The following is a 22,164-nucleotide window of genomic DNA, read 5'->3' on the forward strand; positions in this document are numbered from 1 at the left end:
ACTATGAGCTCATACTCAATCGTCCAGAAGGTTAAAAACACCCTTCGTGACGGCTTGTCCTATGCTTATTGCCAGAAGTTTAACGCTTGCCGCGTTTAAATGTCCATAATCAGGGTGGTACCGCGAGTTAACTCTCGTCCCTGTGGAAAGAGGGATTCTTTACACAGAGGCTGAGGGTTTTTTTGATTTTAATTTTATTTCTGTCTTTATTCATGGCAGTAAAGCATTATTCAAAAAGTTAAATTAAGGAGGATTCCAATGAAAAACTTGAAATCAGCTGAAGTGCGTCAAATGTTTCTAGATTTTTTCAAAGAGAAAGGACATGCTGTTGAACCAAGTGCATCATTAGTTCCACATGAAGATCCAACTCTTTTATGGATCAATAGCGGTGTTGCAACATTAAAAAAATATTTTGATGGACGGGTCATACCTGCAAATCCAAGAATTTGTAATGCGCAAAAATCAATTCGTACCAATGATATTGAAAATGTTGGGAAAACAGCAAGACACCACACGTTTTTTGAAATGCTTGGTAATTTTTCTATCGGTGATTATTTTAAAGTGGAAGCAATTGAGTGGGCTTGGGAATTTTTAACGAGCGAAAAATGGATTGGCTTTGAACCAGAAAAACTTTCGGTAACGATTCATCCGGAAGATCAAGAAGCTTTTGATATTTGGACAAATAAAATTGGTATCCCTGAAGAGCGAATTATCCGTTTAGAAGGAAACTTTTGGGATATAGGGGAAGGACCAAGCGGACCTAATACAGAAATATTTTATGATCGTGGTGAGGATTATGGCAACAATCCTAATGACCCAGAACTATATCCAGGCGGTGAAAATGAACGTTATTTAGAGGTTTGGAATTTAGTGTTTTCACAATTTAATCATAATCCGGATGGTACATATACACCGTTGCCAAAGAAAAACATTGATACAGGCATGGGGCTTGAGCGAATGGTTTCGGTCATTCAAAATGTTGAAACAAATTTTGATACTGATTTATTCCTGCCAATCATTCGGGCAACTGAAGAAATTTCAAATGAAGCTTATCATCAAAATAAAGAAAAGGATGTTGCTTTTAAGGTGATTGCTGACCATGTTCGGACGGTAAGCTTTGCTATTAGTGATGGAGCGCTTCCTTCAAATGAGGGCAGAGGTTATGTGCTTCGCCGCCTATTAAGAAGGGCAGTTCGCTATGCAAAACAAATAAACATTAACCGCCCGTTCATGTATGAGCTTGTACCTGTTGTAGCGGAAATAATGGTAGATTTTTATCCGGAAGTGAAAGCAAAAACAGAATTTATTCAAAAGGTCATTAAAAATGAAGAAGAACGTTTCCACGAAACATTAAATGAGGGCTTAGCAATTCTGAGCGAAGTTATCAAAGCTCAAAAATCGAATGGCAGTGACATTATACCAGGTGAGGATGTATTCCGTTTATATGATACTTATGGCTTCCCGGTTGAATTAACGGAGGAATATGCAGAAGAGGAAGGCATGAAGGTTGATCATAATGGGTTTGAACAAGAAATGGAAAGACAGCGTGACCGTGCACGTTCTGCCATGCAAAAGGTTGACTCGATGCAAGTTCAAGGCGGTGTGCTAGGTGACATCAAGGTTGACAGTGAGTTTGTTGGTTATAACCAATTAACAGTAGAGTCGGCTTCAGTTGCTGTGATGGTGAAAGCGGGAGAATTGATTAAAGAGGCTCACGAAGGTGACGAGGTACAGCTAATTCTTGATAAAACTCCATTCTATGCTGAGAGCGGCGGACAAATTGCTGATGAAGGTTTTCTGACTAGTGAAAAGGTCCGCGTTAAAATAAAGGACGTTCAAAAGGCACCAAACGGACAAAATCTCCATAATGTTGTTATCGAAAGCGGCAGCATACAGCCAGGGGACGTTGTAACAGCTATGGTATCTGAAAACAATCGCAGTGCTATTGTGAAAAATCATACTGCTACACATTTATTACATCAAGCATTAAAAGATGTTTTAGGATCTCATGTAAATCAAGCTGGATCTTTAGTTACATCAGAACGACTTCGCTTTGACTTCTCACATTTCGGTCAAGTAAGCGGGGATGAGCTAACCCGTATTGAACAAGCTGTAAATGAGCAAATTTGGAAGAGCATCGATGTAAATATTGATTATAAATCACTTAAAGAAGCCAAGGAAATGGGGGCAATGGCGCTCTTCGGTGAAAAATACGGAGAGATTGTCCGTGTTGTACAAGTTGGAGATTACAGTTTGGAGCTATGTGGTGGCTGTCATGTCGACAATACAGCCTCAATTGGTTTATTAAAAATCGTGACTGAAACTGGTATTGGTGCTGGAACAAGACGTATTGAAGCAGTCACAGGACAAGCAGCTTACCAATTAATTAATGATCAGCTGGAAAAGCTACAAGAAGCTGCTGCACTTTTAAAAGCAAATCCTAAGGATTTAGTATCAAGAATAGAAGGTTTATTACATGATTATCGTACTCTTCAGCGTGAAAATGAATCATTAACTGCTAAGCTTGGCAATCTTGAAGCGAGCAGTATTGTGGATCAAGCAGTCACTGTAAATGGTGTAAAGGTGCTTGCTGCACAAGTTAATGCGAAAGATATGAATAGCTTGAGAGGCATGATGGATGACTTGAAAAACAAATTAGGATCGGCTATTGTTGTTCTCGGAGCTGCAGAAGCTGGAAAGGTTAACCTTGTAGCAGGAGTAACGAAGGATTTAGTCGAAAAAGGTTATCATGCAGGGAAACTAATTAAGGAAGTTGCAGAACGCTGTGGCGGAAAAGGCGGCGGTCGTCCGGATATGGCACAAGCAGGTGGGAAAAGCCCTGAAAACTTGACAGCTGCACTAAAATATGTCGAGGAATGGCTTGAATCCGTTTTATAATTAGGAAAAGTAGTGTAAAATGTAGGTAAGATTGGATAAACAGATTTTGTCAAGGATCTGAGAAAGAGGTGCGAATCGTGAGTTCATTTGATAAAACAATGAAATTTAATTTCTCTGATGAATCGGTTGAAACAAATGTGAATGAAGTTCTTTATACCGTATACGATGCATTGCAAGAAAAGGGTTATAATCCGATTAATCAAATTGTCGGTTATTTGCTTTCAGGTGACCCTGCCTATATTCCACGTCATCGTGACGCTAGGAATTTAATTCGCAAGCTTGAACGTGATGAATTGATTGAGGAGCTAGTAAAATCTTACTTACACAAACGAGCATGATATCGCATTAGAAATGTAAGAAACGATCGGGATGGATTCGGCAGACTAACGATAATGCTTGCCCCATCCCTTTTCCTTCAAAAAAAATTGAGAGGGACTTTATGAAAATATTAGGATTGGACTTAGGCTCTAAAACCCTTGGGGTTGCTGTTAGTGATGAGCTGGGCTGGACAGCCCAAGGAATTGAAACGATTAAAATAAATGAAGAAAGCCGAGACTATAACTTGAGAAGGCTTTCTGAAATCATGGAAGAGCATCGGGTTGAGAAAATTGTTCTTGGAATGCCCAAAAACATGAATGGTACCATTGGCCCAAGAGCAGAAGCAAGCCTGAGTTTTGCAGAGATCTTAAAAAAGAAGTTTAATGTTCCTGTCGTACTCTGGGATGAACGTTTAACAACGATGGCCGCAGAACGAATGCTGATTTCAGCAGATGTAAGCAGGAAAAAGCGTAAACAAGTAATTGATAAGATGGCTGCTGTCATGATTTTACAAGGGTATTTGGATAGTTTGAATTAAGGTTTAAATAATATAATGAGGTGAATCACATGGAACATGGCGAAAAACAAATTACTGTTATAGATGAAGCTGGAAATGAACAACTTTGTGAGGTACTATTTACATTTGAATCAGAAGAGTTTAACAAATCATATGTACTTTACTACCCAGTAGGTGCTGATGAAGATGACAGTGAAGAAATCGAAATCCATGCATCAAGTTTTAATCCGCACGCTAATGGAGAAGATGGAGAACTAGAGCCAATTGAAACAGAAGAAGAGTGGGATTTAATCGAAGAAATGTTAAATACATTCCTAGATGAAGAAGAACAAGCGTAAGCCTGATTTGGCTGACAAAAGGATACAAACAAAGGGTCAGACCCCTCCTGCAAACACAAATATTTGGAATGTAGCTATTTAATTCCAATAATTGTATCTAAGGGTAGGGGTCAGACCCTGTTTTTTTATACATATTGTATTCCCCCTTAACTCTTAAAGAGAATTCTAAAGCCTTCAATGATGCAGTTATATTTCTCTGCTCTTCATACTCATTCCCTACTTTTCTGAAAAAATTGCCGAAACACATAGAACATTGTAGTATAATAATTGGGATGAGAGGAGGATATGAATGTCAGAAGGAGATTCAAAAAAGGATTTATTCCGTAAAAAGCTTCTAGAAAAGCAAAATGAAGCAAAAGTTGTTAGAAAAATTGTTCTAACAGTTTTTATCATTTTAATTATTGCGTTCTCAGGTATTATCGGAGGCGGATATCTATATATTAAATCTTCTTTAGAACCTGTTGATCCAAATGATCAAAGAAAAATTAAGGTAACTGTACCGATTGGGTCATCAGTATCAAACATTTCGAAAATTTTAGAAGAAAAAGAGATTATAAAAAATGCCCGTGTTTTTAAATATTATATTAAATTTAAGAACGAATCAGGCTTCCAAGCCGGTAATTACACATTTACAAAAGCAATGACATTTGAAGAAATAATTGAAAGCTTAAAGCAAGGAAAGCTTATGAATGAAGTTGCCTTTAAAATTACCATACCTGAAGGAAGACAATTAACAGAAATTGCTTCCATAATCGCCAATAATACAGCATTTTCGGAACAAGAAGTAATAGCAAAACTAACAGATAAAACATTTATTGAGTCAATGAAAGCGAAATATCCAGACTTACTTACTAATGATATTTTTGGCAAAGATGTTAAGTACGCGCTTGAAGGCTATTTGTATCCGGCAACCTATCCTTATTATAAAAAGGAAGCGACAATTGAAGAAGTAGTAGAGCCGATGATTAAGAAAATGAATCAAGTTGTTGTTAAATATATTCCGCAGCTGCAAGAGAAAAAGATGAGTGTTCATCGTTTTATCACGATGGCATCGTTAATTGAGGAAGAAGCAACGGAAAAGGCGGATCGTGAAAAGATATCAAGTGTCTTTTATAATCGTATTGAAAAGGATATGCCTCTTCAAACAGACCCAACCGTATTATATGCCCTAGGCGAACACAAGGATCGTGTATTATATAAGGATCTTGAAGTGGAATCACCTTATAACACGTACCGTAACCAAGGATTACCCCCGGGCCCAATTGCGAATGCGGGTGAAGTATCGTTTGCAGCAGCATTATCACCTGAAGATACGGATTTCCTCTATTTCTTAGCTACAAAAGAGGGGAACGTCATTTTTACAAAAACACTTGAAGAACATAATATAGAAAAAAATAAACATATTACAAATGTAAACAAATAGGTAGCTACTAAAAGGGAATGAAGCAGTAAATCCAATGATTTATTATTGCTATTCCTTAAAACGAAAGGGAACGTGAATAATTATTCGCATTCCCTTTCTTATTGTGGTAAAATATATCGAGTTATTACGGAGAGTGTAAAATTTGTCCGAAATTTAACGGGCACTAATACTCTGTTTTTTAAATTCTAGAGAAACTAAGAAGATTAGAGAAAGATACTGCCCGTAAAGTTCTGCCGAGCGATTGATGTCCAAATCAGGCGGTGTCACAGGGATTGTGTGAAAAGCTTCCTAACCAACAGTAGGTTGAGGAACTTCACCACTGAGGAAGTCTCACTTTATTATTATCAGTCTAAGAGTTCCATTGTGGGGCTCTTATTTTTAGGTTTATATGTAGTTTTACTATAGTTTTTTGCAGGAGGACAATGATGATAAACGAGGAAGTGTTGGCATATATAGAAAATTTGATACCTGATCGGCCTCAACATGTTGAGCGGATGGAGGATTTCGCAGAGCAAAATGGCGTACCGATCATGGAGAAAACAGGTATTGAAGTATTACTGCTCCTTCTCTCTATGCAACAGCCAAAGAGAATATTAGAGATTGGTACAGCAATTGGTTATTCCGCAATTCGAATGGCACTTAAATTGCCAAATACCGAAATTATTACTATAGAGCTTGATGAAGAGCGTTTTCAGCAAGCAAATCAGCATATTAAAGAGATGGGCTTAGAGAACCGAATCCACACTGTGTGTGGGGATGCTCTTACCTTATCAGAAAACATAGGCAATTTTGCTCCGTTTGATGCACTCTTTATTGATGCAACGAAAGCAAAGTATTCAAAGTTTTTTCAAACGTATGAACCAATGCTTTCTGAAAATGGAATTATTTATACAGACAATGTTCTGTTTAAAGGAACAGTTGCTCGGGATCGGTCAGAGTTAACGACAAGGAGACAACGAACTCTTGTTAGAAAGCTTGATGAGTTTAATCATTGGCTGTATACATTAAATTCTTATGAAACGACAATTATTCCTGTTGGCGACGGGATTGCAGTGACAAAACGAAAATGAGGTGTTGAATATGCAAAAACCTGAATTATTAGTTACACCAAAAAAAGTAGAGGACATAGTGCCTCTCATTGAAGCAGGTGCTGATGCTTTTATTATTGGTGAGCAAAAATTCGGTCTCCGTCTCGCTGGAGAGTTTTCAAGGGACCAAGTAATGGAGGCTATTTCCATTGCCCATCAGCATCAAAAGAAAGTATATGTGGCCATGAATGGAATCTTTCATAATGAAATGGTTAATGAGTTAGGCGACTATTTAGCATTTCTTAAAGAGGCTAAGGCAGATGCCGTTGTGTTTGGGGATCCTGCTGTGCTGATGTCAGCTAGAGAAGTTGCTCCTGAGCTTAAGCTTCATTGGAATACTGAAACAACTGCGACAAACTGGTATACGTGCAACTATTGGGGACGAAAAGGTGCTAAGCGCGCAGTACTTGCCCGTGAGCTAAGTATGGAAGCCATAGTGGAGATAAAGGAGCATGCTGAATTAGAAATTGAAGTTCAGGTCCATGGTATGACATGTATGTTCCAATCAAAACGGAAATTACTTGGAAATTATTTTGAATATCAAGGAAAAGTATTAAAAGTAGAAAATCGCAATGAAGAAGAAATGATGTTTTTATTTGATCCTGAAAGGGATAATAAATACCCAATTTTTGAAGATGTTAATGGAACACATATTATGAGTCCGAATGATATTTGTATTATTGATGAACTTGGAGAAATGATTGAGGCTGGCATAGATTCATTTAAAATTGATGGGGTTCTCCAAACATCAGAGTATATTCTTGAGGTAACAAAAAAATACCGTAAAGCGATCGATCTTTACATTTCTGACATTGAAGAGTATGAAGACATTAAAGATATGTTATTAGAAGAAATTGAAGGGCTGCAAGCAAAAAACCGTCCTTTAGATACAGGCTTTTTCTTTAAAGAAACAGTTTATTAAAAAATTAAACAATGATTAACATAAGTCTCGAAAGAAGGAGTGAAAATCATGACTGAAGTAATTGATAAAATCTCAGAGCTTATTGATGGAAAGCGCGTTATTACAAAAAAACCTGAGTTGCTTGCTCCGGCTGGAAATTTAGAAAAGCTAAAAATTGCCGTCCATTATGGAGCAGATGCAGTTTTTATTGGTGGACAAGAATATGGCCTCCGCTCCAATGCAGGTAACTTCTCACTGGAGGAAATGGCAGAAGGGGTGCGTTTTGCCAATAAATACGGAGCGAAAATTTATGTGACAACAAATATTTTCGCACATAATGAAAACATGGACGGACTTGATGAATATTTAATGGGGATCCAGAATGCGGGAGTAGCTGGTATCATCGTTGCAGACCCTCTAATCATTGAAACATGCAGACGTGTTGCTCCAAAGCTTGAGGTGCATTTAAGCACACAGCAATCACTTTCAAACTGGAAGGCAGTGCAATTTTGGAAGGAAGAGGGCCTAGAACGCGTCGTACTGGCACGTGAAACGAGTGCTGAAGAGATAAAGGAAATGAAAGAAAAAGTTGATATCGAAATTGAAGCCTTTATCCATGGTGCAATGTGTATTGCTTATTCAGGACGCTGTACATTAAGTAACCATATGACAGCACGGGATTCAAATCGTGGCGGATGCTGTCAGTCATGCCGCTGGGACTATGGTTTATTTAAGCTCGATAATGACGAAGAGGTTGCCCTTTTTAACGAAAAAGATGCACCATTTGCTATGAGTCCAAAGGATTTGAATTTAATTGAATCCATTCCTAAAATGATTGAGCTGGGGATCGATAGTTTGAAGATTGAAGGCAGAATGAAATCTATTCATTATATCGCAACTGTTGTTAGTGTGTATCGCAAAGTGATTGATACTTATTGTGCTGATCCTGAACATTTCAAGATCGACCTTGAATGGTTAAAAGAATTGGACAAATGTGCAAACCGTGAAACGGCTTCAGCATTTTTTGAAGGTGTTCCAGGCTATAAACAGCAAATGTTTGGCAGCCATTCAATAAAAACACCTTATGATTTTGCAGGCCTTGTACTAGAATATGACGAAGAAACACAAATGGTAACAATGCAGCAGCGAAATTATTTTCAACCTGGTGATACAGTTGAATTCTTTGGTCCCGAAATTGATAACTTTACTCAAACAATTGAAAAGATATGGGATGAAAAAGGAAAAGAGCTCGATGCAGCCCGCCACCCGCTCCAAATCGTAAGATTCAAAGTGGAGAAACCAGTCTTTAGTAACAACATGATGCGAAAGGGGTTCTAAATATATGGGAAAGAAGCCCGTTGTAATCGGAGTGGCCGGAGGCTCTGGTTCAGGTAAGACAAGTGTAACGAAATCGATTTATGAGCATTTTAAAGGTCATTCAATTTTAATGCTTGAGCAAGATTTTTATTATAAAGATCAAAGTCATTTACCATTTGAGCAAAGACTAAATACAAATTATGATCATCCTTTGGCTTTTGATAATGATTTGTTAATCGATCATTTAAAATTATTGCTCAATCATCAATCAATCGAAAAACCGATATACGATTACAAATTGCATACAAGATCGAAAGATGTTATTGTTGTTGAACCGAAAGATGTTATAATTTTAGAAGGCATTTTAATTTTAGAAGATGAGCGTCTTCGTGACCTTATGGATATTAAACTGTTTGTAGATACAGATGCAGATATCAGGATCATCAGACGTATCCAGCGGGATATTAAAGAACGCGGCCGTTCAATTGATTCTGTCATTGAGCAATACATCTCTGTTGTCAGACCAATGCATAATCAATTTATTGAACCGACAAAACGCTATGCTGATATCATTATCCCTGAGGGCGGCCAAAATCATGTTGCCATTGATTTAATGGTAACAAAAATTCAAACAATTCTTGAACTAAATGCAATTTTGTAATAACATAGCATAGATAAAGAGTACTGTGATCATATTATGTATAAGATTAAATTTCTTAGGGCATGTCTAAAGTCAAAGCTAAGGGCAAACTGTTGCCCTTGCTTTTTTCATACAATCTGCTTGATCCCTAAGCAAATCAACTACTTTCTTATCAATGGTCACATATGAGAATAAAAGTATGTTTTATTACTGCATACATTTTTCGATATGAGGCAAAAAGCTTCATGTATACATACTTATAAAGAAATCTCTTATCAAGAAAAAGTACAAAGCTACAGATTAAAAAACGACGGGGAACAGTCTACTAGAAGGAGTGGAACAAACATGGCACAAGAAAAAGTTTTTCCTATGACAAAGGAAGGGAAAGAAAAGCTCGAGCAGGAGCTTGAATATTTGAAAACGGTTAAACGTAAAGAAGTGGTTGAAAGAATTAAAATTGCCCGTAGCTTTGGTGATCTCTCAGAGAACTCTGAGTACGATTCAGCTAAAGAAGAGCAAGCATTTGTTGAAGGTCGTATTACGACAATTGAAAATATGATTCGCAATGCAAAAATTATTGAAGGTGAAGCAGATACAAGCTCAGTATCACTTGGAAGAACTGTTACATTTACAGAACTTCCAGATGGTGATGAAGAAACCTATACAATTGTAGGAAGTGCTGAAGCAGATCCATTTGAAGGCAAAATTTCAAACGACTCTCCAATTGCCAAAAGCTTACTTGGCCGTAAAGTAGGAGAAGAAGTTACTGTACAAACTCCTGGTGGAGAAATGCTAGTGAAAATTGTGAAAATTAGCTAAAAGCAGGTTTATATAGGAAACACCTCGTCGAAACTGATGGCGAGGTGTTTTTTTATCTAGGCTCTTTTCTAAGCGCTTTGTTTTAAATAGGTTTTTGGTTTGTTTGGAGTTTGTTGCATGACTGCTGCATGTACAGCGGTATAGGGACTTATGCAGGTACTTATGCCGAGGAGATTTACCAACCGAGAAATAGTTTTCGCTTGCTGCAATCAACCACTCCGCAATATTAGGCCAGCAGCAACCAAATTTTGCGAGAATAGCCTTCATTAATAAAAAAGAGTGCGATCAAGAGTTGCCCTCACCTCAAGAATTATTCAAACCAAAAAAGATGTTGGCTTGTGTCATTCTATAGGAGGTTTCCATGAATTTCAAAAAAAGATTTTTATTTGTCGGAACTTTTTTTCTTTTAGTCCTCTTTTTCATTCTTTTTCGATTAGCAGACCTTCAATTAATTCATACAGAATCATACTCTAAAAAAGGGGTAAATCTGATCCAGGAAAGTGTTAATCAACGGACTCAAGAGGTTGTTATTGATGATGGACGCGGGCGCTTCGTAGATCGTAACGGGGATTCATTACGTAATCAAGCTGAGCCTTCCCTGGTTTTGTTCCCCTTTTTAAAAGATATTACATGGCCTGCAGATAAGATTGCAGAGATCGTGAATATTTCAAGCGATGAGTTGAAAAATCGTTTACAACATGCAAAAGAACCGCTTGTTCTTTCAAGTAAGGATAGATTATCCTTATCAAGCTCAGAGCTAGATGAAATAAATGATTTTAAGATACCAGGAGTTTTTGGGATATACAAGCAATCACCTATGGAGGAGACGATAGGAGAGCATATTTTAGGGATAACAGGTGAGAATGCAGAAGCATTGAGAAGAAAATATCCTGAACGCAAGGATTTATCCTATAAAACCAAGATTGGATTAACAGGCCTGGAGGAAGCATTTGATGAGTTTCTTTTGCCTGATGAAGCAACGAAGCTTTTATATCATGTTGACGGAGATGGACATCCTCTCTTTGGTGTCAATGTAAAATACATTGCAGACTCGAATCCATTTTATCCTGTTACAGTAAAGACGACATTAAACAAGAATATACAGGAAATGGCTGAAGATGTATTAGCCAAACAAAAGGTTGAAACCGGAGGACTTGTACTATTGGATGTGAAGACAAATGAAGTATTGGCAATGGTGAGCAAGCCTGATCTCAACCGATCAAATAGTAATACCTTAATCAATCATATGCTCCAGCCGCTTTTTCCTGGATCAGTATTCAAAACTGTCATTTCTGCAGCTGCAATTGAATATGGTTTAGATGATGTCACAAGAGAGTTTAACTGTAACCTTAATTTATATGGGGAAAAGGATGGAGAACAGGATGATGGAATGCTGACCTTTGCAAGGAGCTTTGCAAAAAGCTGCAATTACACGTTTACAACTCTTGCTGAAGAACTAATGGAAAAGGATGAGATGGTGATCGAGGATACGGCTGAGAAGCTAGGATTACTTGGACCTGTTGGTTGGAGGGGAACAGTGTTTCATTATCAAAATTTTAAGCAATTTCCTGATGAAAAGGCTGGGCGTGTTTGGGTCGATGAAAAGGATAAAAAAGTTGAGCGAGCGATCGATCAGACTGCAATTGGTCAGAAAGATGTAAAGGTGACACCGCTTGGGGTTGCCAATATGATGGCCACAATCGCAAGAGGCGGTCAAAAAGACCAAGTGAAAATCGTAGAAAATATATTATATAAAAATGGAACCAATATGTTCTCTTTTACGTCTAATTCTTTAGAAGGGGAAAAGATATCACCACTAACAGTTTCTAAGCTGCAAGAGATGCTTCGTTTAGTTGTAACAGATCCTGAAGGAACAGGAAGAAGGTTTCAAACTTCTCCTTTGGAGGTATCAGGTAAATCAGGAACAGCTCAGACAGGTAAGAAAAATGAAAAGGGTGAAACACTTTACAACAAATGGTTTGCAGGCTATTTTCCATCAAGTAATCCTAATTATGCTCTTGTTGTCGTAGAGATGGACACGACAAGTTCTCAAGCTGGAACAAATGCTGCCTTTTACGATATAGTAAATGAATTAGCAAAGATGGACTAAATGGCAGGTGATCTTAGGGGGAAATTAACGGGAAGGAAAATAAAAATAGTTAACAAAATTGGGGATATTTTTTCATTTGTAATATTAACATTCTGTAATAAAAGAGTAACAAATAGATAAAACAACTAGATAGAATGGCATTCTAATGCTAGAATAAGACAGAAGGTATGAGGGACAAAGGAGTGTAGGACATTGAGTTATAATCATGTAAACTCTCGTTATGAAAAAAGAGATAAGCGTAGAAAGACCAACATCGTCTTGAATACATTAATAGGAATTGTTGCAGTTCTTATTCTTGTAATTGGATCTCAGCTCATCTTTGGCGGAAGTGATGCTGACAAAACTGCCAAATATAATGAACCGCCTGACATAAAATTAGCAAACCAAGAAAACAGTAACGAAGAAGCAACTGCAGATAAAGAGAAAGAACAGGAAGAAAGCGATCAATCAGCTGATGAGAAAGATAAAAAAACCGAAGATGAGGAAAATGCAGAAGAATCAACAGAGGATCCTGCTGCAGAAGAAACTACACCAGAAGATCCATTTGAACAGGCAACCATTACACAAGGAGAGCCTGGCTCAGGTGTAGAAGAAACAATTGAAAATCCAGGCTGGAATCCGGTAGGTACGTCTCAAGCTGAGCCGCATTCAGCTAATTATGATAAAAACTCTCAAGATTGGGCTGAAATGACTAAGGCTCTTAGCTATGCGACAGGAATTCCTGAATCAGAGATGATCATTTGGTTCCTTGGAAATAATGGGGGACCAAACGATGCAGTAGGTACAATCTCGCCAAAGGATAAATCTGCGAAATATAAAGTATATATCACATGGGTTGAAAACAAAGGCTGGAAGCCAACAAAAATTGAAAAAGTAAACTAAAAGCAGCGGCAATGGACTGCACCCCAAAAGTTAGAGTGAAATCTAATTATTGGGGTGTTTTTTAGTTGGCTAAATATAGTGAAGAATTTAAGTTGAAGCTTGTAAAAGAGTATTTAGAAGGTAAATTGGGATATAGATTATTAGCACAAAAGTATAATATGAAAGACTCTACACGTATTTTGAGATGGGTAAAAGCTTACGAAAAATTTGGGGAGAAAGGGTTAATGAGAAAGAAGAACAAGGAAACTTATTCTGTTCAATTTAAGCTAGATGTATTAAGCTTTATGAAAAGAACAGGTTCTTCAGAGACTGATACAGCCCTTCAATTTGGACTAACCAACCCTTCTATGATAGCTTCTTGGAAGAAAGTTTTTTTGGAGGGTGGTCCTGAGGCCCTGGATAGACCGAAAGGACGGCCATCCATGTCTGATTTTAATAAGAACAAAAGCAATAAAAAAGTTGCAGAAGAAAAGGAAATGACGTACGAACAAAAATTGGAGAGAGAAAACGAACTTCTGCGTTTAGAGGTAGAATACCTAAAAAAGTTGCGAGCTTTTCAGATGGATCCGGAAGGCTATCTCGAAAAGCACAAGCAGCGTTATCATTCGAACTCAAAGAAATCTTCAAATTAAAGGATGTTTTACGAATAGTCGGTATTCTGGAGTCTTCCTATCATTAACATATAAAAGTAATGAAGAAAAAAAATCCAGATCACGTACTTGAGGAAACTGTTCAATCTATTATTGATGAAAATAATGGCAATTATGGTTATCGTCGTATCAAGCTAGAATTGAAAAATCGCGGTTCTAAAGTGAATCATAAAAAGGTGCAACGCATCATGAATAAACTCGGACTCAAAGGAGATAAGTTCAAAAGAAAATCACGGAAGTACAGTTCTTACAGAGGGACTATTGGAACTGTTGCCAAGAACCGTATTAATCGCCGTTTCCACACAAATAGGTGTCATCAAAAATTAGCAACAGATATCACAGAATTTAAGTGTTCTGACGGTGTAAAACTGTATTTCAATCCCATTATGTATGTTCAACGGTGAAATTCTTTCGTATGGGATAGGTATGCGTCCAACCTTAGAATTAGCCCTTAAACCTCTAGAGGAAGCCCTTGAAATAGTAAAAGTTTCAAAGTACAGGACTACTGTACATTCTGATCAAGGATGGCAATATCAACATAATAAATGGGTAAAAACACTTAAGGAATATAGGGTATACCAGAGTATGTCGCGAAAAGGAAACTGTTTAGATAACTCCCCGATGGAGAATTTTTTCGCGTTAGTCAAACAAGAAATGTATTATGGAGAAGCACTGTGCTCATTTGAGGAATTAAAAAAGAGAATTGAAGAATATATCGATTATTATAATAACAAGCGTATAAAGCAAAAATTGGCAGGTATGAGTCCGGTTCAATACCGCATCCATACCAGCCAATCAGCTGCTTAATACAAAACTCTAACTTTTGGGGATCACATCACAATTGCCGCTGCTTTTTGCATATTTCCCTGTACAGTGGATTAGTGATTGGGTGTCAGCTCTGTAGAATAGGACGTGCACGTGCATCGAAAGTCGTGCTTTTGACTGCAAGCGCCTAGCTCCATTAAGGTCTTGCCAAATTGAAATTAAAGGCAATAGATGCCGTTTTACCCCAAATTGGCATATTTGTCCCATTGGCTTGGATCAAGGCGTACCTGAGCTTTAGTATTTCACGTTTGAGCTTTAAAGTGAACGACAGCACTATAAAATCGATTGCCTTCTTCTGTAACATGCATTTGATGGGAAACAGAATGAACAGTTAATAGGATGGCTTGGTTATGAGTGATTTGCTCGGTTATTTTTTTCTCGAGTTCTTTAATCGATGGTGCTTCGAAAAATTCAATTTTGTCCTTAATAAGATCAAGTTGGAAACTCATTATTTACACCTCTTAATATCCTTAATCGTCATGAGAAAATAGTAACAAAAAATGGTCGAGAAGAACAATCTAAAAATCAGAATAAAAAATAGTGGTCTTGCGAATAAACGGTGAAATAGGTAAACTTCTAATGAGGAATGATGATGGCAAGGAAAATGAAATAACCGTTTTAAAAGAAAGTCAACTTGTTGTCGAAGAGCTGATACATAATGGAAAGGGAATGAAAAAATGAAAATCGCAATAATTGGGGCAATGGAAGAAGAAGTAACAATCCTAAGAGAGAAGCTTGAAAATCGTGAACAAGAGGATATTGCGGGAAGCGAATTTACAAAAGGATTCTATAAAGGGGTTGAGGTTGTATTATTAAAGTCTGGTATTGGAAAAGTGAATGCAGCTATGAGTACAACGCTGCTTTTAGATCGTTTTAAGCCTGATTATGTTATTAACACTGGATCTGCCGGTGGATTTCATCCATCTTTAAATGTAGGTGATATCGTTATTTCTACAGAAGTTCGCCATAATGATGTGGATGTTACAGCATTTGGATATGAATATGGACAAGTTCCAGGTTTGCCGGCAGCTTACACGCCAAATGAAAAACTTGTTGAAGTGGCAGTTAAAAAAGCTGAAGAAATCTCAACCATCCAAGTGGCAAAAGGATTAATTGTCACAGGCGATTCGTTCTTAAATGATCCTGTAAAAGTAGAATTTATCCGAAGCAAGTTTAATGATCTGCACGCAGGGGAAATGGAAGCTGCTGCTATAGCTCAGGTTTGTCACCAATTTAATATTCCATTTGTTGTGATAAGAGCTTTATCTGATATTGCCGGAAAAGAATCAAATATTTCCTTTGAGCAATTTTTAGATCAAGCTGCAAAACATTCAGCAGATTTAGTCCTAAAAATCGTAGAAGCTATATAGAATGGTTAACTCAAGAAGGAACGGTTATAAATCGATTCCTTTTTTTGTTGTCCCATTTTTAACGAAAGTAATACCTAACTGATGGAAGTCAAATTTTGAATGTATTGTTTGTTTTAGTCCTAGCCTATTTGGAGAAATTTACTTGGTTAATAGTTTATTAGACTATGTTATTGTGTTACTATAACACATCAAATAGGTGGGAGATAAAATGAATAAAAAGGATATTCAGTCGCTAATGGTTGATTTTAAGCAGTATGCATTTATCCTGCTGGCTGTAAGTGTCTTTCTCTATATTGGCGTAGTCTTACCTGATCATGGCAAACCGGAAATATACGATATTGCGCTGATGATCACAACGGTTTTATTTTTACTAGGAGCCTTTGTTTGCTTTAAAGCTTCCTTAAAATATAAAAAACAATTGGATAAGCTAGAGGATTAAAATAAGGATTAATGAAAAAACGCCTACTTTTTAGGCGTTTTTTTTTTGACTTTCACTTAGTTACTGGGGCACATAAACACTAAACACATTTAATAACACAGGCAGAGAAAACGTAGTTAGTCAATATGATTAAAAGGATTTAAATGGTAGCGTATTCAATTATCTGAAAATAAAAACATTACAAGAATGATGAGAAAAACTATTTACAGATTTGGAAATCATGGATATAATTACCAAGGAATAGCAAATAAAAACTAAGGAGGTCGAAGAAGATGATGAAGTGTTCAACATTAAAAACTGCAAAACAAAACTTAAAATTAAACCATCTATTCGACCATATTGGTGTATCATCCCTTTCCTTCTAAGAGGATCTGAAGACTGATTAATGAAATGACGCCATGGGTCAATTAGAACTGCATGTGGCGTTCTCTATATATAAGGATAACGTCACAGGCTGCCCTGTGGCGTTTTTTTATTGATAGGAAATTCATAATCCTACTATGAATTAGCGCTCATATAACAGCTACAGCGCCTAGCTCCGCAAGTCTAGCCACTCAGGAAGTGAAGACAAAGAGCCTCTTCTATACCTGTGCGTCTTATTTGCGCTAGGATGAGCAATGCGCTTTCGCTTTTGTTCTACCTTTTAAGCTCGGCAGCCTGTATACACTCATCAATGAGGTGCGAATTGCTTTAAAGGAGGTGATACACATGACAATCAATCTATTTTTTATTACATTGACTTTTTCAGTATCAAAAAGAAAACATTCAAAAGAAGAAATTGAAACAAATCAAGAAGTGCAAAAAAGAATGGAACAGTCAAAAGTAAAAGTGTTAAACGAGTTTCACATGTAATTTAAAACGAAAATAATAATTGGAGGCGATGACAATGATGAAAATCAAACTGCTTGTACATTTAACTGTAAAGAAGGATTCCACTTAGCTTAGATCAAGGTAGAAATTATTCAAAAGCCGTTTATAACTCATAAGATTGGCAAATAAAAAAGAGAAGAGGAAAAATTTCTCTTCTCTTTTGTCTTTATTCCTTTTTGCGGTTTCTTTTTTCTTTTTCCGCTCGATAAAATTCATGGAACATTTTCATAAGAGCACGTTTTTCAATTCTAGAAACGTAGCTTCTGGATATGCCTAACTCCTTTGCAATTTCACGCTGAGTCTTTTCTTTTTTTAAATCCAAGCCGAATCTTCCGATAATAACTTCTTTTTCTCTTCCGTCCAATATATCAATATATTCCTTAACTTTCTCAAGCTCCATATTCAATTGGATTGTATCGATGACATCCTCGTTTTCGGATTTTAATACATCAATTAGGCTAATTTCATTTCCCTCTTTATCTTGACCAATTGGATCGTGTAAGGAAACATCTTTTTTTGTCTTCTTTAAAGCACGTAAATGCATAAGTATTTCATTTTCTATACATCGTGCCGCATAGGTTGCCAATTTTGTTCCTTTCCCTTGTGAATAGCTTTCAATCGCTTTAATCAATCCAATTGTTCCAATTGAAATGAGATCTTCAGAGTCTTCCCCAGTGTTTTCAAACTTTTTTACGATATGAGCAACAAGCCGCAAGTTGTGTTCGATTAAAAGATTTCTTGCATACTCATCACCCTCTGCCATGAGTCGCAAATATTTCTTCTCGTCTGTTGCAGACAAAGGCTGTGGGAAGGCATTATTTTTTACATAAGATACTAAGAACACTAATTCTTTTACGAAGAAACCTAGTGCTGTTATGAGCCCTGTCATACCTCCACCTCCACTAATACTTTATGTAGGCAAATGCCTATAGTCATGTTTATGTTCGTGGCAGGTAGTTCGTGCATGTACAATGAAATAAGATAAAAAACGATAAAATATTTACTACGTATGATATTTGTACATCAATAGGAAAAAGCCTAAAACCTAAGTGGGGAATTATCCATAGTTATGTAGTACAAGATGTAAAAGGAAGTGGGGAGACAGTGATGTATGGCTATGAAACTTATGGTCTTGGACCGTATCCATATTACCGGCATATACAGGAATCAGTTGTGGCTACTGGTATGCGTTTATTGTTATCCTGTTACTATTATTGGTTATTGGCTGCGGTTACTATTATTATCATTCTTTTCGTTAAGTCAATTTTGAAGGGTCTTAACAAACATAAAAGGACCATTCCCTTTTTTTGTTTTGTACCATAGATAGATTATAATAGTTGTAATGACAAACAAATGTTATAATTACTTCACTTATTACATGATACATAAGGGCGTTTACGGAAATACTAAATCAATAAAGAATCATTTTAAGGATAAAAAAAAGAGCCGTTTACCGGCGTGAAATGATTATGAAGAAGCTTTTAGAACATGTCCTAAGGAACGGCGTTTTATTTCATTTGCGATTAATTCGATAAAATCATCATGTAGTTTCATTTCAGTTGCTTTAAAATAGGATTCAATTAACAATTCGTCAGAAAGTTTACGCATGCATAGTGGCCAACTGAGTGGCTCTACACCTCCTAACCTTGCTTATTTTTAATAAGGAATTACCTAATCTGTTATATTTTGTTATTGATTTAAATCTAACATGAATAAAAAAATGGAACAACCGTTCTCTTATCCACAGATATTGGTGGATAAACTGTGGGTATGTTGTTTATAAAAGGTAAAAAGTGAGGTATTACAGAGGGGATAATGTGTATAATATTATCCACAAGTGTTGAAGAGAATCGGAATTTGTCGAAAAGTTTTTATGATATTGTTAAGCTTTTTCTCATAAACTATAAGTTTCTTTTGAAAGTATACGCTAAATTGGTTATGATGTAATATGGCAAAAAAATGAATAATGAGGTGTTTAAACTCATGCTACGATTATTCTTACCAGGTGACTATGTGAAAAGTGTTTTTCATATTTCACCGCAAAAATTAAAAGAAAGCGGAATTAAAGGAATCATTACTGATTTAGATAATACGCTTGTCGAATGGGATCGGCCAACTGCAACACCGCAATTGCAGGATTGGTTTAGGGAAGTAAAAGAGCATGGAATTGATATTACAATTGTTTCCAATAATAACGAAAAACGGGTAAAGGCATTTTCAGAGCCTCTTAATATTAAATTTATTCCTAAGGCAAGAAAGCCGATGGGGAAGGCATTTTTAAAAGCAGTAAAAACAATGAAACTGAAAAAAGAAGAAGTGGTTGTCATTGGTGATCAATTATTAACAGATGTTCTAGGTGGCAATCGCAACGGATTTCAGACGATATTAGTCGTCCCTGTTGCATCTACAGATGGTTTCTTTACAAGGTTTAATCGGAAAATTGAGCGGAGAATTATGGATAACTTAAAACGAAAAGGGATGATTCAGTGGGAGGAATAGAAACGTGACAGAACAGCATTTTTCATGTATAGGGTGTGGAGTAGCCATTCAAACAGAAGATCCGAATAAACTAGGTTTTGCTCCGGAAAGTGCCCTTGCAAAGGACGATATCATTTGCCAGCGCTGCTTTCGCTTAAAAAATTACAATGAAATACAGGATGTTTCATTAACAGATGATGATTTCCTGAAAATCCTCCATGGTATCGGGGAGTCCAAAGGATTAATTGTTAAAATTGTCGATATTTTTGATTTTAATGGAAGCTGGCTGCAGGGAATTCAACGATTTGTTGGAGGCAACCCAATTCTGCTAATAGGAAACAAAAGCGATATTCTGCCGAAATCAGTTAAGCATCAAAAGCTGATCAATTGGATGAAACGAGAAGCGAAGGAATTAGGCTTAAAACCTATAGATGTTTGCTTAGTTAGCTCTGCGAGAGGCCATGGTATTAGAGAAGCTGCTGAGCTAATTGATTCCTATCGTAACGGACAAGATGTTTACGTTGTAGGAGTGACAAATGTTGGGAAATCAACATTTATTAATCGTCTGATAAAAGAGGTAGCTGGTGTTAATGATGTGATAACAACCTCACATTATCCGGGGACAACATTGGATTTAATTGAGATCCCGCTTGAAAATGGGGCTGCACTTTATGATACTCCTGGTATAATAAACCATCACCAAATGGCTCACTTTGTTGATAAACAGGATTTAAAGCTATTAAGTCCTAAAAAAGAAATTAAGCCGAAGGTATTTCAATTAAATGAGGGTCAAACTCTGTATTTTGGCGGACTTGCTCGGATGGATTACGTGTCAGGCGGAAGAGAGTCATTTGTTTGCTATATCCCGAATGAATTAAAGATCCATCGTACAAAAAGAGAAAATGCCGATGCTTTATATGAAAAGCATGTCGGTGAGCTTTTAACACCGCCAAGAAAAGAGGATGCAGGATCATTTCCTAAGCTTGTACCACATGAATTTATGATAAAAGAAGGCAAAACAGATATCGTATTTTCAGGCTTAGGCTGGTTAACAATCAATAATCCGGGGAAAAAGGTTATAGCTTATGCTCCTCAAGGTGTAAATGTATCAATAAGAAAATCGCTAATTTAATCAGGGAGAGGAAAAATATGGGGAACTTATATGGCGTAATTGGATGTCCTATTAAACATTCAATGTCTCCTGACATCCATAATGATGCCTTTAAGGAAAAAAGCCTAGATGGCTATTATCATGCTTTTCATGTTGAGCCAGAAAAGCTGGGAGAATCCGTTCATGCACTTAAGGTTTTAGGGGTAAAAGGGTATAATGTAACAATCCCGCATAAGCTCTCAATTATTCCTTATTTAGATGAGCTTGATGAAACAGCAAGGATTGCTGGTGCCGTTAATACTGTAATCAATGAAGAGGGACGGCTAATTGGTCACAATACAGATGGAAATGGTTATGTAAGATCTTTATCAAAGGTTTTACAAAAACCGATTCAGGAGCAAAAAGTTCTTATCATAGGTGCAGGCGGTGCAGCAAGAGGCATTTATTTTACTTTGGCTCATCAAGGATGCCGTGAGATTGATCTTTGTAATCGAACTGTATCAAAGGCAGAGGAATTAATTAATGAATGCCCATTTGAACAGACGAGTAGGGCATTATCCTTGGAACAAGCTGAACAACAATTAGAAAACTATGATGTCATTATTCATACAACAGCTGTTGGGATGCATCCGAATATTGAGCAAAAACCCCTTTCTATTAAACATGCTAAAAGGACAGCAGTTGTGAGTGATATTGTTTATAATCCAATTAAAACGGCATTACTGCAAGAAGCGGAAGAACGAGGTTTAACGATTCATAATGGCGTGGGTATGTTTGTTCATCAGGCAGCACTAGCCTTCACATTATGGACAGGCACAGAGCCATCAATTGAGAGAATGACAGAAATTGTATATGACAAGCTAGGAGGAACATCATGTTAACAGGCAAACAAAAACGTTTTTTGCGTGGAGAAGCACATCACTTGAATCCCATTTTTCAAGTTGGAAAAGGCGGAGTAAACGAGAATATGATTATGCAGATTACAGATGCATTAGAAGCTCGGGAGCTTTTGAAGGTATCTGTTTTGCAAAATTGTGAAGAGGATAAAGATTTAGTTGCTGAAGCATTAGTGAAGGGATCAGGTGCAGAACTTGTTCAAGTTATTGGCAACACTATTGTCTTATATAAAGAATCGAAGGAAAATAAACAACTTCGTTTACCTAATTAATT

At 36.9% G+C, this 22,164-nt stretch carries 25 protein-coding genes; 22 read left to right on the forward strand and 3 right to left on the reverse strand.

All coding sequences use genetic code 11. The annotated features are described in order from the left end of the window. Window positions 1-258: 258 nt before the first annotated feature. From alaS to WQ54_RS30490, 15 genes are all read left to right on the forward strand, one after another. On the forward strand, window positions 259-2,898 hold the full coding sequence (gene alaS / locus WQ54_RS30420) for an alanine--tRNA ligase (protein ID WP_046590539.1): 2,640 nt from the start codon (window positions 259-261) through the stop codon (window positions 2,896-2,898). A 77-nt stretch (window positions 2,899-2,975) separates the two neighbouring features. Next, window positions 2,976-3,236, forward strand: coding sequence for an IreB family regulatory phosphoprotein (locus tag WQ54_RS30425; protein ID WP_046590541.1), 261 nt, complete (start codon window positions 2,976-2,978; stop codon window positions 3,234-3,236). 101 nt (window positions 3,237-3,337) lie between these two features. Further along, complete coding sequence (gene ruvX, locus WQ54_RS30430; protein WP_046590542.1) at window positions 3,338-3,754, forward strand: Holliday junction resolvase RuvX; 417 nt, start codon at window positions 3,338-3,340, stop codon at window positions 3,752-3,754. A 29-nt stretch (window positions 3,755-3,783) separates the two neighbouring features. Then, window positions 3,784-4,071, forward strand: coding sequence for a DUF1292 domain-containing protein (locus tag WQ54_RS30435; protein WP_046590544.1), 288 nt, complete (start codon window positions 3,784-3,786; stop codon window positions 4,069-4,071). 289 nt (window positions 4,072-4,360) lie between these two features. Further along, complete coding sequence (gene mltG, locus WQ54_RS30440) at window positions 4,361-5,494, forward strand: endolytic transglycosylase MltG (protein WP_046590547.1); 1,134 nt, start codon at window positions 4,361-4,363, stop codon at window positions 5,492-5,494. Between the two features lie 425 nt (window positions 5,495-5,919). Then, entirely contained in the window at window positions 5,920-6,564 is a 645-nt protein-coding gene (locus tag WQ54_RS30445; protein ID WP_046590549.1) for an O-methyltransferase, read from the forward strand. A 10-nt stretch (window positions 6,565-6,574) separates the two neighbouring features. Continuing rightward, window positions 6,575-7,504 (forward strand): peptidase U32 family protein, encoded by a 930-nt coding sequence (locus WQ54_RS30450; protein ID WP_046590551.1) that lies wholly within the window; start codon window positions 6,575-6,577, stop codon window positions 7,502-7,504. Between the two features lie 48 nt (window positions 7,505-7,552). Next, complete coding sequence (locus WQ54_RS30455; protein WP_046590552.1) at window positions 7,553-8,821, forward strand: U32 family peptidase; 1,269 nt, start codon at window positions 7,553-7,555, stop codon at window positions 8,819-8,821. A 4-nt stretch (window positions 8,822-8,825) separates the two neighbouring features. Beyond that, complete coding sequence (gene udk, locus WQ54_RS30460; RefSeq protein ID WP_046590554.1) at window positions 8,826-9,461, forward strand: uridine kinase; 636 nt, start codon at window positions 8,826-8,828, stop codon at window positions 9,459-9,461. A gap of 324 nt (window positions 9,462-9,785) precedes the next feature. After that, window positions 9,786-10,259, forward strand: coding sequence for a transcription elongation factor GreA (gene greA / locus WQ54_RS30465; protein WP_046590556.1), 474 nt, complete (start codon window positions 9,786-9,788; stop codon window positions 10,257-10,259). A 361-nt stretch (window positions 10,260-10,620) separates the two neighbouring features. Next, window positions 10,621-12,369: a penicillin-binding protein 2 gene (locus tag WQ54_RS30470; RefSeq protein ID WP_046590557.1), complete on the forward strand. Its 1,749-nt coding sequence runs from the start codon at window positions 10,621-10,623 to the stop codon at window positions 12,367-12,369. Between the two features lie 192 nt (window positions 12,370-12,561). Continuing rightward, entirely contained in the window at window positions 12,562-13,251 is a 690-nt protein-coding gene (locus WQ54_RS30475) for a YrrS family protein (protein ID WP_046590559.1), read from the forward strand. A 65-nt stretch (window positions 13,252-13,316) separates the two neighbouring features. Beyond that, on the forward strand, window positions 13,317-13,883 hold the full coding sequence (locus WQ54_RS30480) for a helix-turn-helix domain-containing protein (RefSeq protein WP_046590561.1): 567 nt from the start codon (window positions 13,317-13,319) through the stop codon (window positions 13,881-13,883). A 59-nt stretch (window positions 13,884-13,942) separates the two neighbouring features. Next, window positions 13,943-14,305 (forward strand): IS3 family transposase, encoded by a 363-nt coding sequence (locus WQ54_RS30485; protein WP_046590563.1) that lies wholly within the window; start codon window positions 13,943-13,945, stop codon window positions 14,303-14,305. 22 nt (window positions 14,306-14,327) lie between these two features. After that, window positions 14,328-14,708, forward strand: a complete 381-nt coding sequence (locus tag WQ54_RS30490; RefSeq protein WP_197089622.1) for an IS3 family transposase — start codon at window positions 14,328-14,330, stop codon at window positions 14,706-14,708. A gap of 260 nt (window positions 14,709-14,968) precedes the next feature. Here WQ54_RS30490 and WQ54_RS30495 read toward each other — a convergent pair whose 3' ends face one another. Then, window positions 14,969-15,175 (reverse strand): YrzA family protein, encoded by a 207-nt coding sequence (locus tag WQ54_RS30495; RefSeq protein ID WP_046590566.1) that lies wholly within the window; start codon window positions 15,173-15,175, stop codon window positions 14,969-14,971. A 228-nt stretch (window positions 15,176-15,403) separates the two neighbouring features. Here WQ54_RS30495 and mtnN point away from each other — a divergent pair, with 228 nt between their 5' ends. From mtnN to WQ54_RS33210, 3 genes are all read left to right on the forward strand, one after another. Next, window positions 15,404-16,096: a 5'-methylthioadenosine/S-adenosylhomocysteine nucleosidase gene (gene mtnN, locus WQ54_RS30500; RefSeq protein ID WP_046590568.1), complete on the forward strand. Its 693-nt coding sequence runs from the start codon at window positions 15,404-15,406 to the stop codon at window positions 16,094-16,096. Between the two features lie 208 nt (window positions 16,097-16,304). Further along, the gene (locus tag WQ54_RS30505; RefSeq protein ID WP_046590571.1) at window positions 16,305-16,535 is read left to right on the forward strand and encodes a YrhC family protein; all 231 of its coding nucleotides are present in this window, start codon (window positions 16,305-16,307) and stop codon (window positions 16,533-16,535) included. Window positions 16,536-17,243: 708 nt separating this feature from the next. After that, window positions 17,244-17,387 carry a YrzI family small protein gene (locus WQ54_RS33210; protein WP_084822392.1) on the forward strand — a complete coding sequence of 48 codons (144 nt, stop codon included), beginning with the start codon at window positions 17,244-17,246 and terminating at the stop codon, window positions 17,385-17,387. A 184-nt stretch (window positions 17,388-17,571) separates the two neighbouring features. On the opposite strand, the gene sigK is transcribed toward WQ54_RS33210, so the two are convergent. Together sigK and WQ54_RS30515 are read right to left on the reverse strand one after the other, a co-directional pair. Continuing rightward, window positions 17,572-18,294, reverse strand: coding sequence for an RNA polymerase sporulation sigma factor SigK (sigK, locus tag WQ54_RS30510; protein WP_046590572.1), 723 nt, complete (start codon window positions 18,292-18,294; stop codon window positions 17,572-17,574). A gap of 578 nt (window positions 18,295-18,872) precedes the next feature. Then, a complete protein-coding gene (locus tag WQ54_RS30515; RefSeq protein WP_046590574.1) occupies window positions 18,873-19,013 on the reverse strand; it encodes a sporulation histidine kinase inhibitor Sda in 141 nt (46 codons plus the stop codon). A gap of 351 nt (window positions 19,014-19,364) precedes the next feature. Here WQ54_RS30515 and WQ54_RS30520 point away from each other — a divergent pair, with 351 nt between their 5' ends. From WQ54_RS30520 to yhbY, 4 genes are read left to right on the forward strand one after another with little or no spacing between them, the layout of a single operon-like run. Beyond that, entirely contained in the window at window positions 19,365-19,904 is a 540-nt protein-coding gene (locus tag WQ54_RS30520; RefSeq protein ID WP_046590576.1) for a YqeG family HAD IIIA-type phosphatase, read from the forward strand. Between the two features lie 4 nt (window positions 19,905-19,908). After that, the gene (gene yqeH, locus WQ54_RS30525) at window positions 19,909-21,015 is read left to right on the forward strand and encodes a ribosome biogenesis GTPase YqeH (protein ID WP_046590578.1); all 1,107 of its coding nucleotides are present in this window, start codon (window positions 19,909-19,911) and stop codon (window positions 21,013-21,015) included. A gap of 17 nt (window positions 21,016-21,032) precedes the next feature. Continuing rightward, the gene (gene aroE, locus WQ54_RS30530; protein ID WP_046590580.1) at window positions 21,033-21,875 is read left to right on the forward strand and encodes a shikimate dehydrogenase; all 843 of its coding nucleotides are present in this window, start codon (window positions 21,033-21,035) and stop codon (window positions 21,873-21,875) included. Then, window positions 21,869-22,162 carry a ribosome assembly RNA-binding protein YhbY gene (gene yhbY / locus WQ54_RS30535; protein ID WP_046590583.1) on the forward strand — a complete coding sequence of 98 codons (294 nt, stop codon included), beginning with the start codon at window positions 21,869-21,871 and terminating at the stop codon, window positions 22,160-22,162. The genes aroE and yhbY overlap by 7 nt, the downstream gene beginning before the upstream one ends. The last annotated feature ends 2 nt before the right edge of the window (window positions 22,163-22,164 follow it).

The sequence above is a fragment of the Bacillus sp. SA1-12 genome (genome assembly GCF_000981385.1).
In the GTDB taxonomy this organism is placed as follows: Bacteria; Bacillota; Bacilli; order Bacillales; family Bacillaceae; genus Metabacillus.

What these genes read in the sequence shown, in the direction of transcription:
- alaS (WP_046590539.1), top strand. Translation starts at nt 259, where the DNA reads ATGAAAAACTTGAAATCAGCTGAAGTGCGTCAAATGTTTCTAGATTTT.
- ruvX (WP_046590542.1), top strand. Translation starts at nt 3,338, where the DNA reads ATGAAAATATTAGGATTGGACTTAGGCTCTAAAACCCTTGGGGTTGCT.
- WQ54_RS30435 (WP_046590544.1), top strand. Translation starts at nt 3,784, where the DNA reads ATGGAACATGGCGAAAAACAAATTACTGTTATAGATGAAGCTGGAAAT.
- mltG (WP_046590547.1), top strand. Translation starts at nt 4,361, where the DNA reads ATGTCAGAAGGAGATTCAAAAAAGGATTTATTCCGTAAAAAGCTTCTA.
- WQ54_RS30445 (WP_046590549.1), top strand. Translation starts at nt 5,920, where the DNA reads ATGATAAACGAGGAAGTGTTGGCATATATAGAAAATTTGATACCTGAT.
- WQ54_RS30450 (WP_046590551.1), top strand. Translation starts at nt 6,575, where the DNA reads ATGCAAAAACCTGAATTATTAGTTACACCAAAAAAAGTAGAGGACATA.
- WQ54_RS30455 (WP_046590552.1), top strand. Translation starts at nt 7,553, where the DNA reads ATGACTGAAGTAATTGATAAAATCTCAGAGCTTATTGATGGAAAGCGC.
- udk (WP_046590554.1), top strand. Translation starts at nt 8,826, where the DNA reads ATGGGAAAGAAGCCCGTTGTAATCGGAGTGGCCGGAGGCTCTGGTTCA.
- greA (WP_046590556.1), top strand. Translation starts at nt 9,786, where the DNA reads ATGGCACAAGAAAAAGTTTTTCCTATGACAAAGGAAGGGAAAGAAAAG.
- WQ54_RS30470 (WP_046590557.1), top strand. Translation starts at nt 10,621, where the DNA reads ATGAATTTCAAAAAAAGATTTTTATTTGTCGGAACTTTTTTTCTTTTA.
- WQ54_RS30485 (WP_046590563.1), top strand. Translation starts at nt 13,943, where the DNA reads ATGAAGAAAAAAAATCCAGATCACGTACTTGAGGAAACTGTTCAATCT.
- WQ54_RS30490 (WP_197089622.1), top strand. Translation starts at nt 14,328, where the DNA reads ATGCGTCCAACCTTAGAATTAGCCCTTAAACCTCTAGAGGAAGCCCTT.
- WQ54_RS30495 (WP_046590566.1), bottom strand. Translation starts at nt 15,175, where the DNA reads ATGAGTTTCCAACTTGATCTTATTAAGGACAAAATTGAATTTTTCGAA.
- mtnN (WP_046590568.1), top strand. Translation starts at nt 15,404, where the DNA reads ATGAAAATCGCAATAATTGGGGCAATGGAAGAAGAAGTAACAATCCTA.
- WQ54_RS30505 (WP_046590571.1), top strand. Translation starts at nt 16,305, where the DNA reads ATGAATAAAAAGGATATTCAGTCGCTAATGGTTGATTTTAAGCAGTAT.
- WQ54_RS33210 (WP_084822392.1), top strand. Translation starts at nt 17,244, where the DNA reads ATGACAATCAATCTATTTTTTATTACATTGACTTTTTCAGTATCAAAA.
- sigK (WP_046590572.1), bottom strand. Translation starts at nt 18,294, where the DNA reads ATGACAGGGCTCATAACAGCACTAGGTTTCTTCGTAAAAGAATTAGTG.
- WQ54_RS30515 (WP_046590574.1), bottom strand. Translation starts at nt 19,013, where the DNA reads ATGCGTAAACTTTCTGACGAATTGTTAATTGAATCCTATTTTAAAGCA.
- WQ54_RS30520 (WP_046590576.1), top strand. Translation starts at nt 19,365, where the DNA reads ATGAATAATGAGGTGTTTAAACTCATGCTACGATTATTCTTACCAGGT.
- aroE (WP_046590580.1), top strand. Translation starts at nt 21,033, where the DNA reads ATGGGGAACTTATATGGCGTAATTGGATGTCCTATTAAACATTCAATG.
- yhbY (WP_046590583.1), top strand. Translation starts at nt 21,869, where the DNA reads ATGTTAACAGGCAAACAAAAACGTTTTTTGCGTGGAGAAGCACATCAC.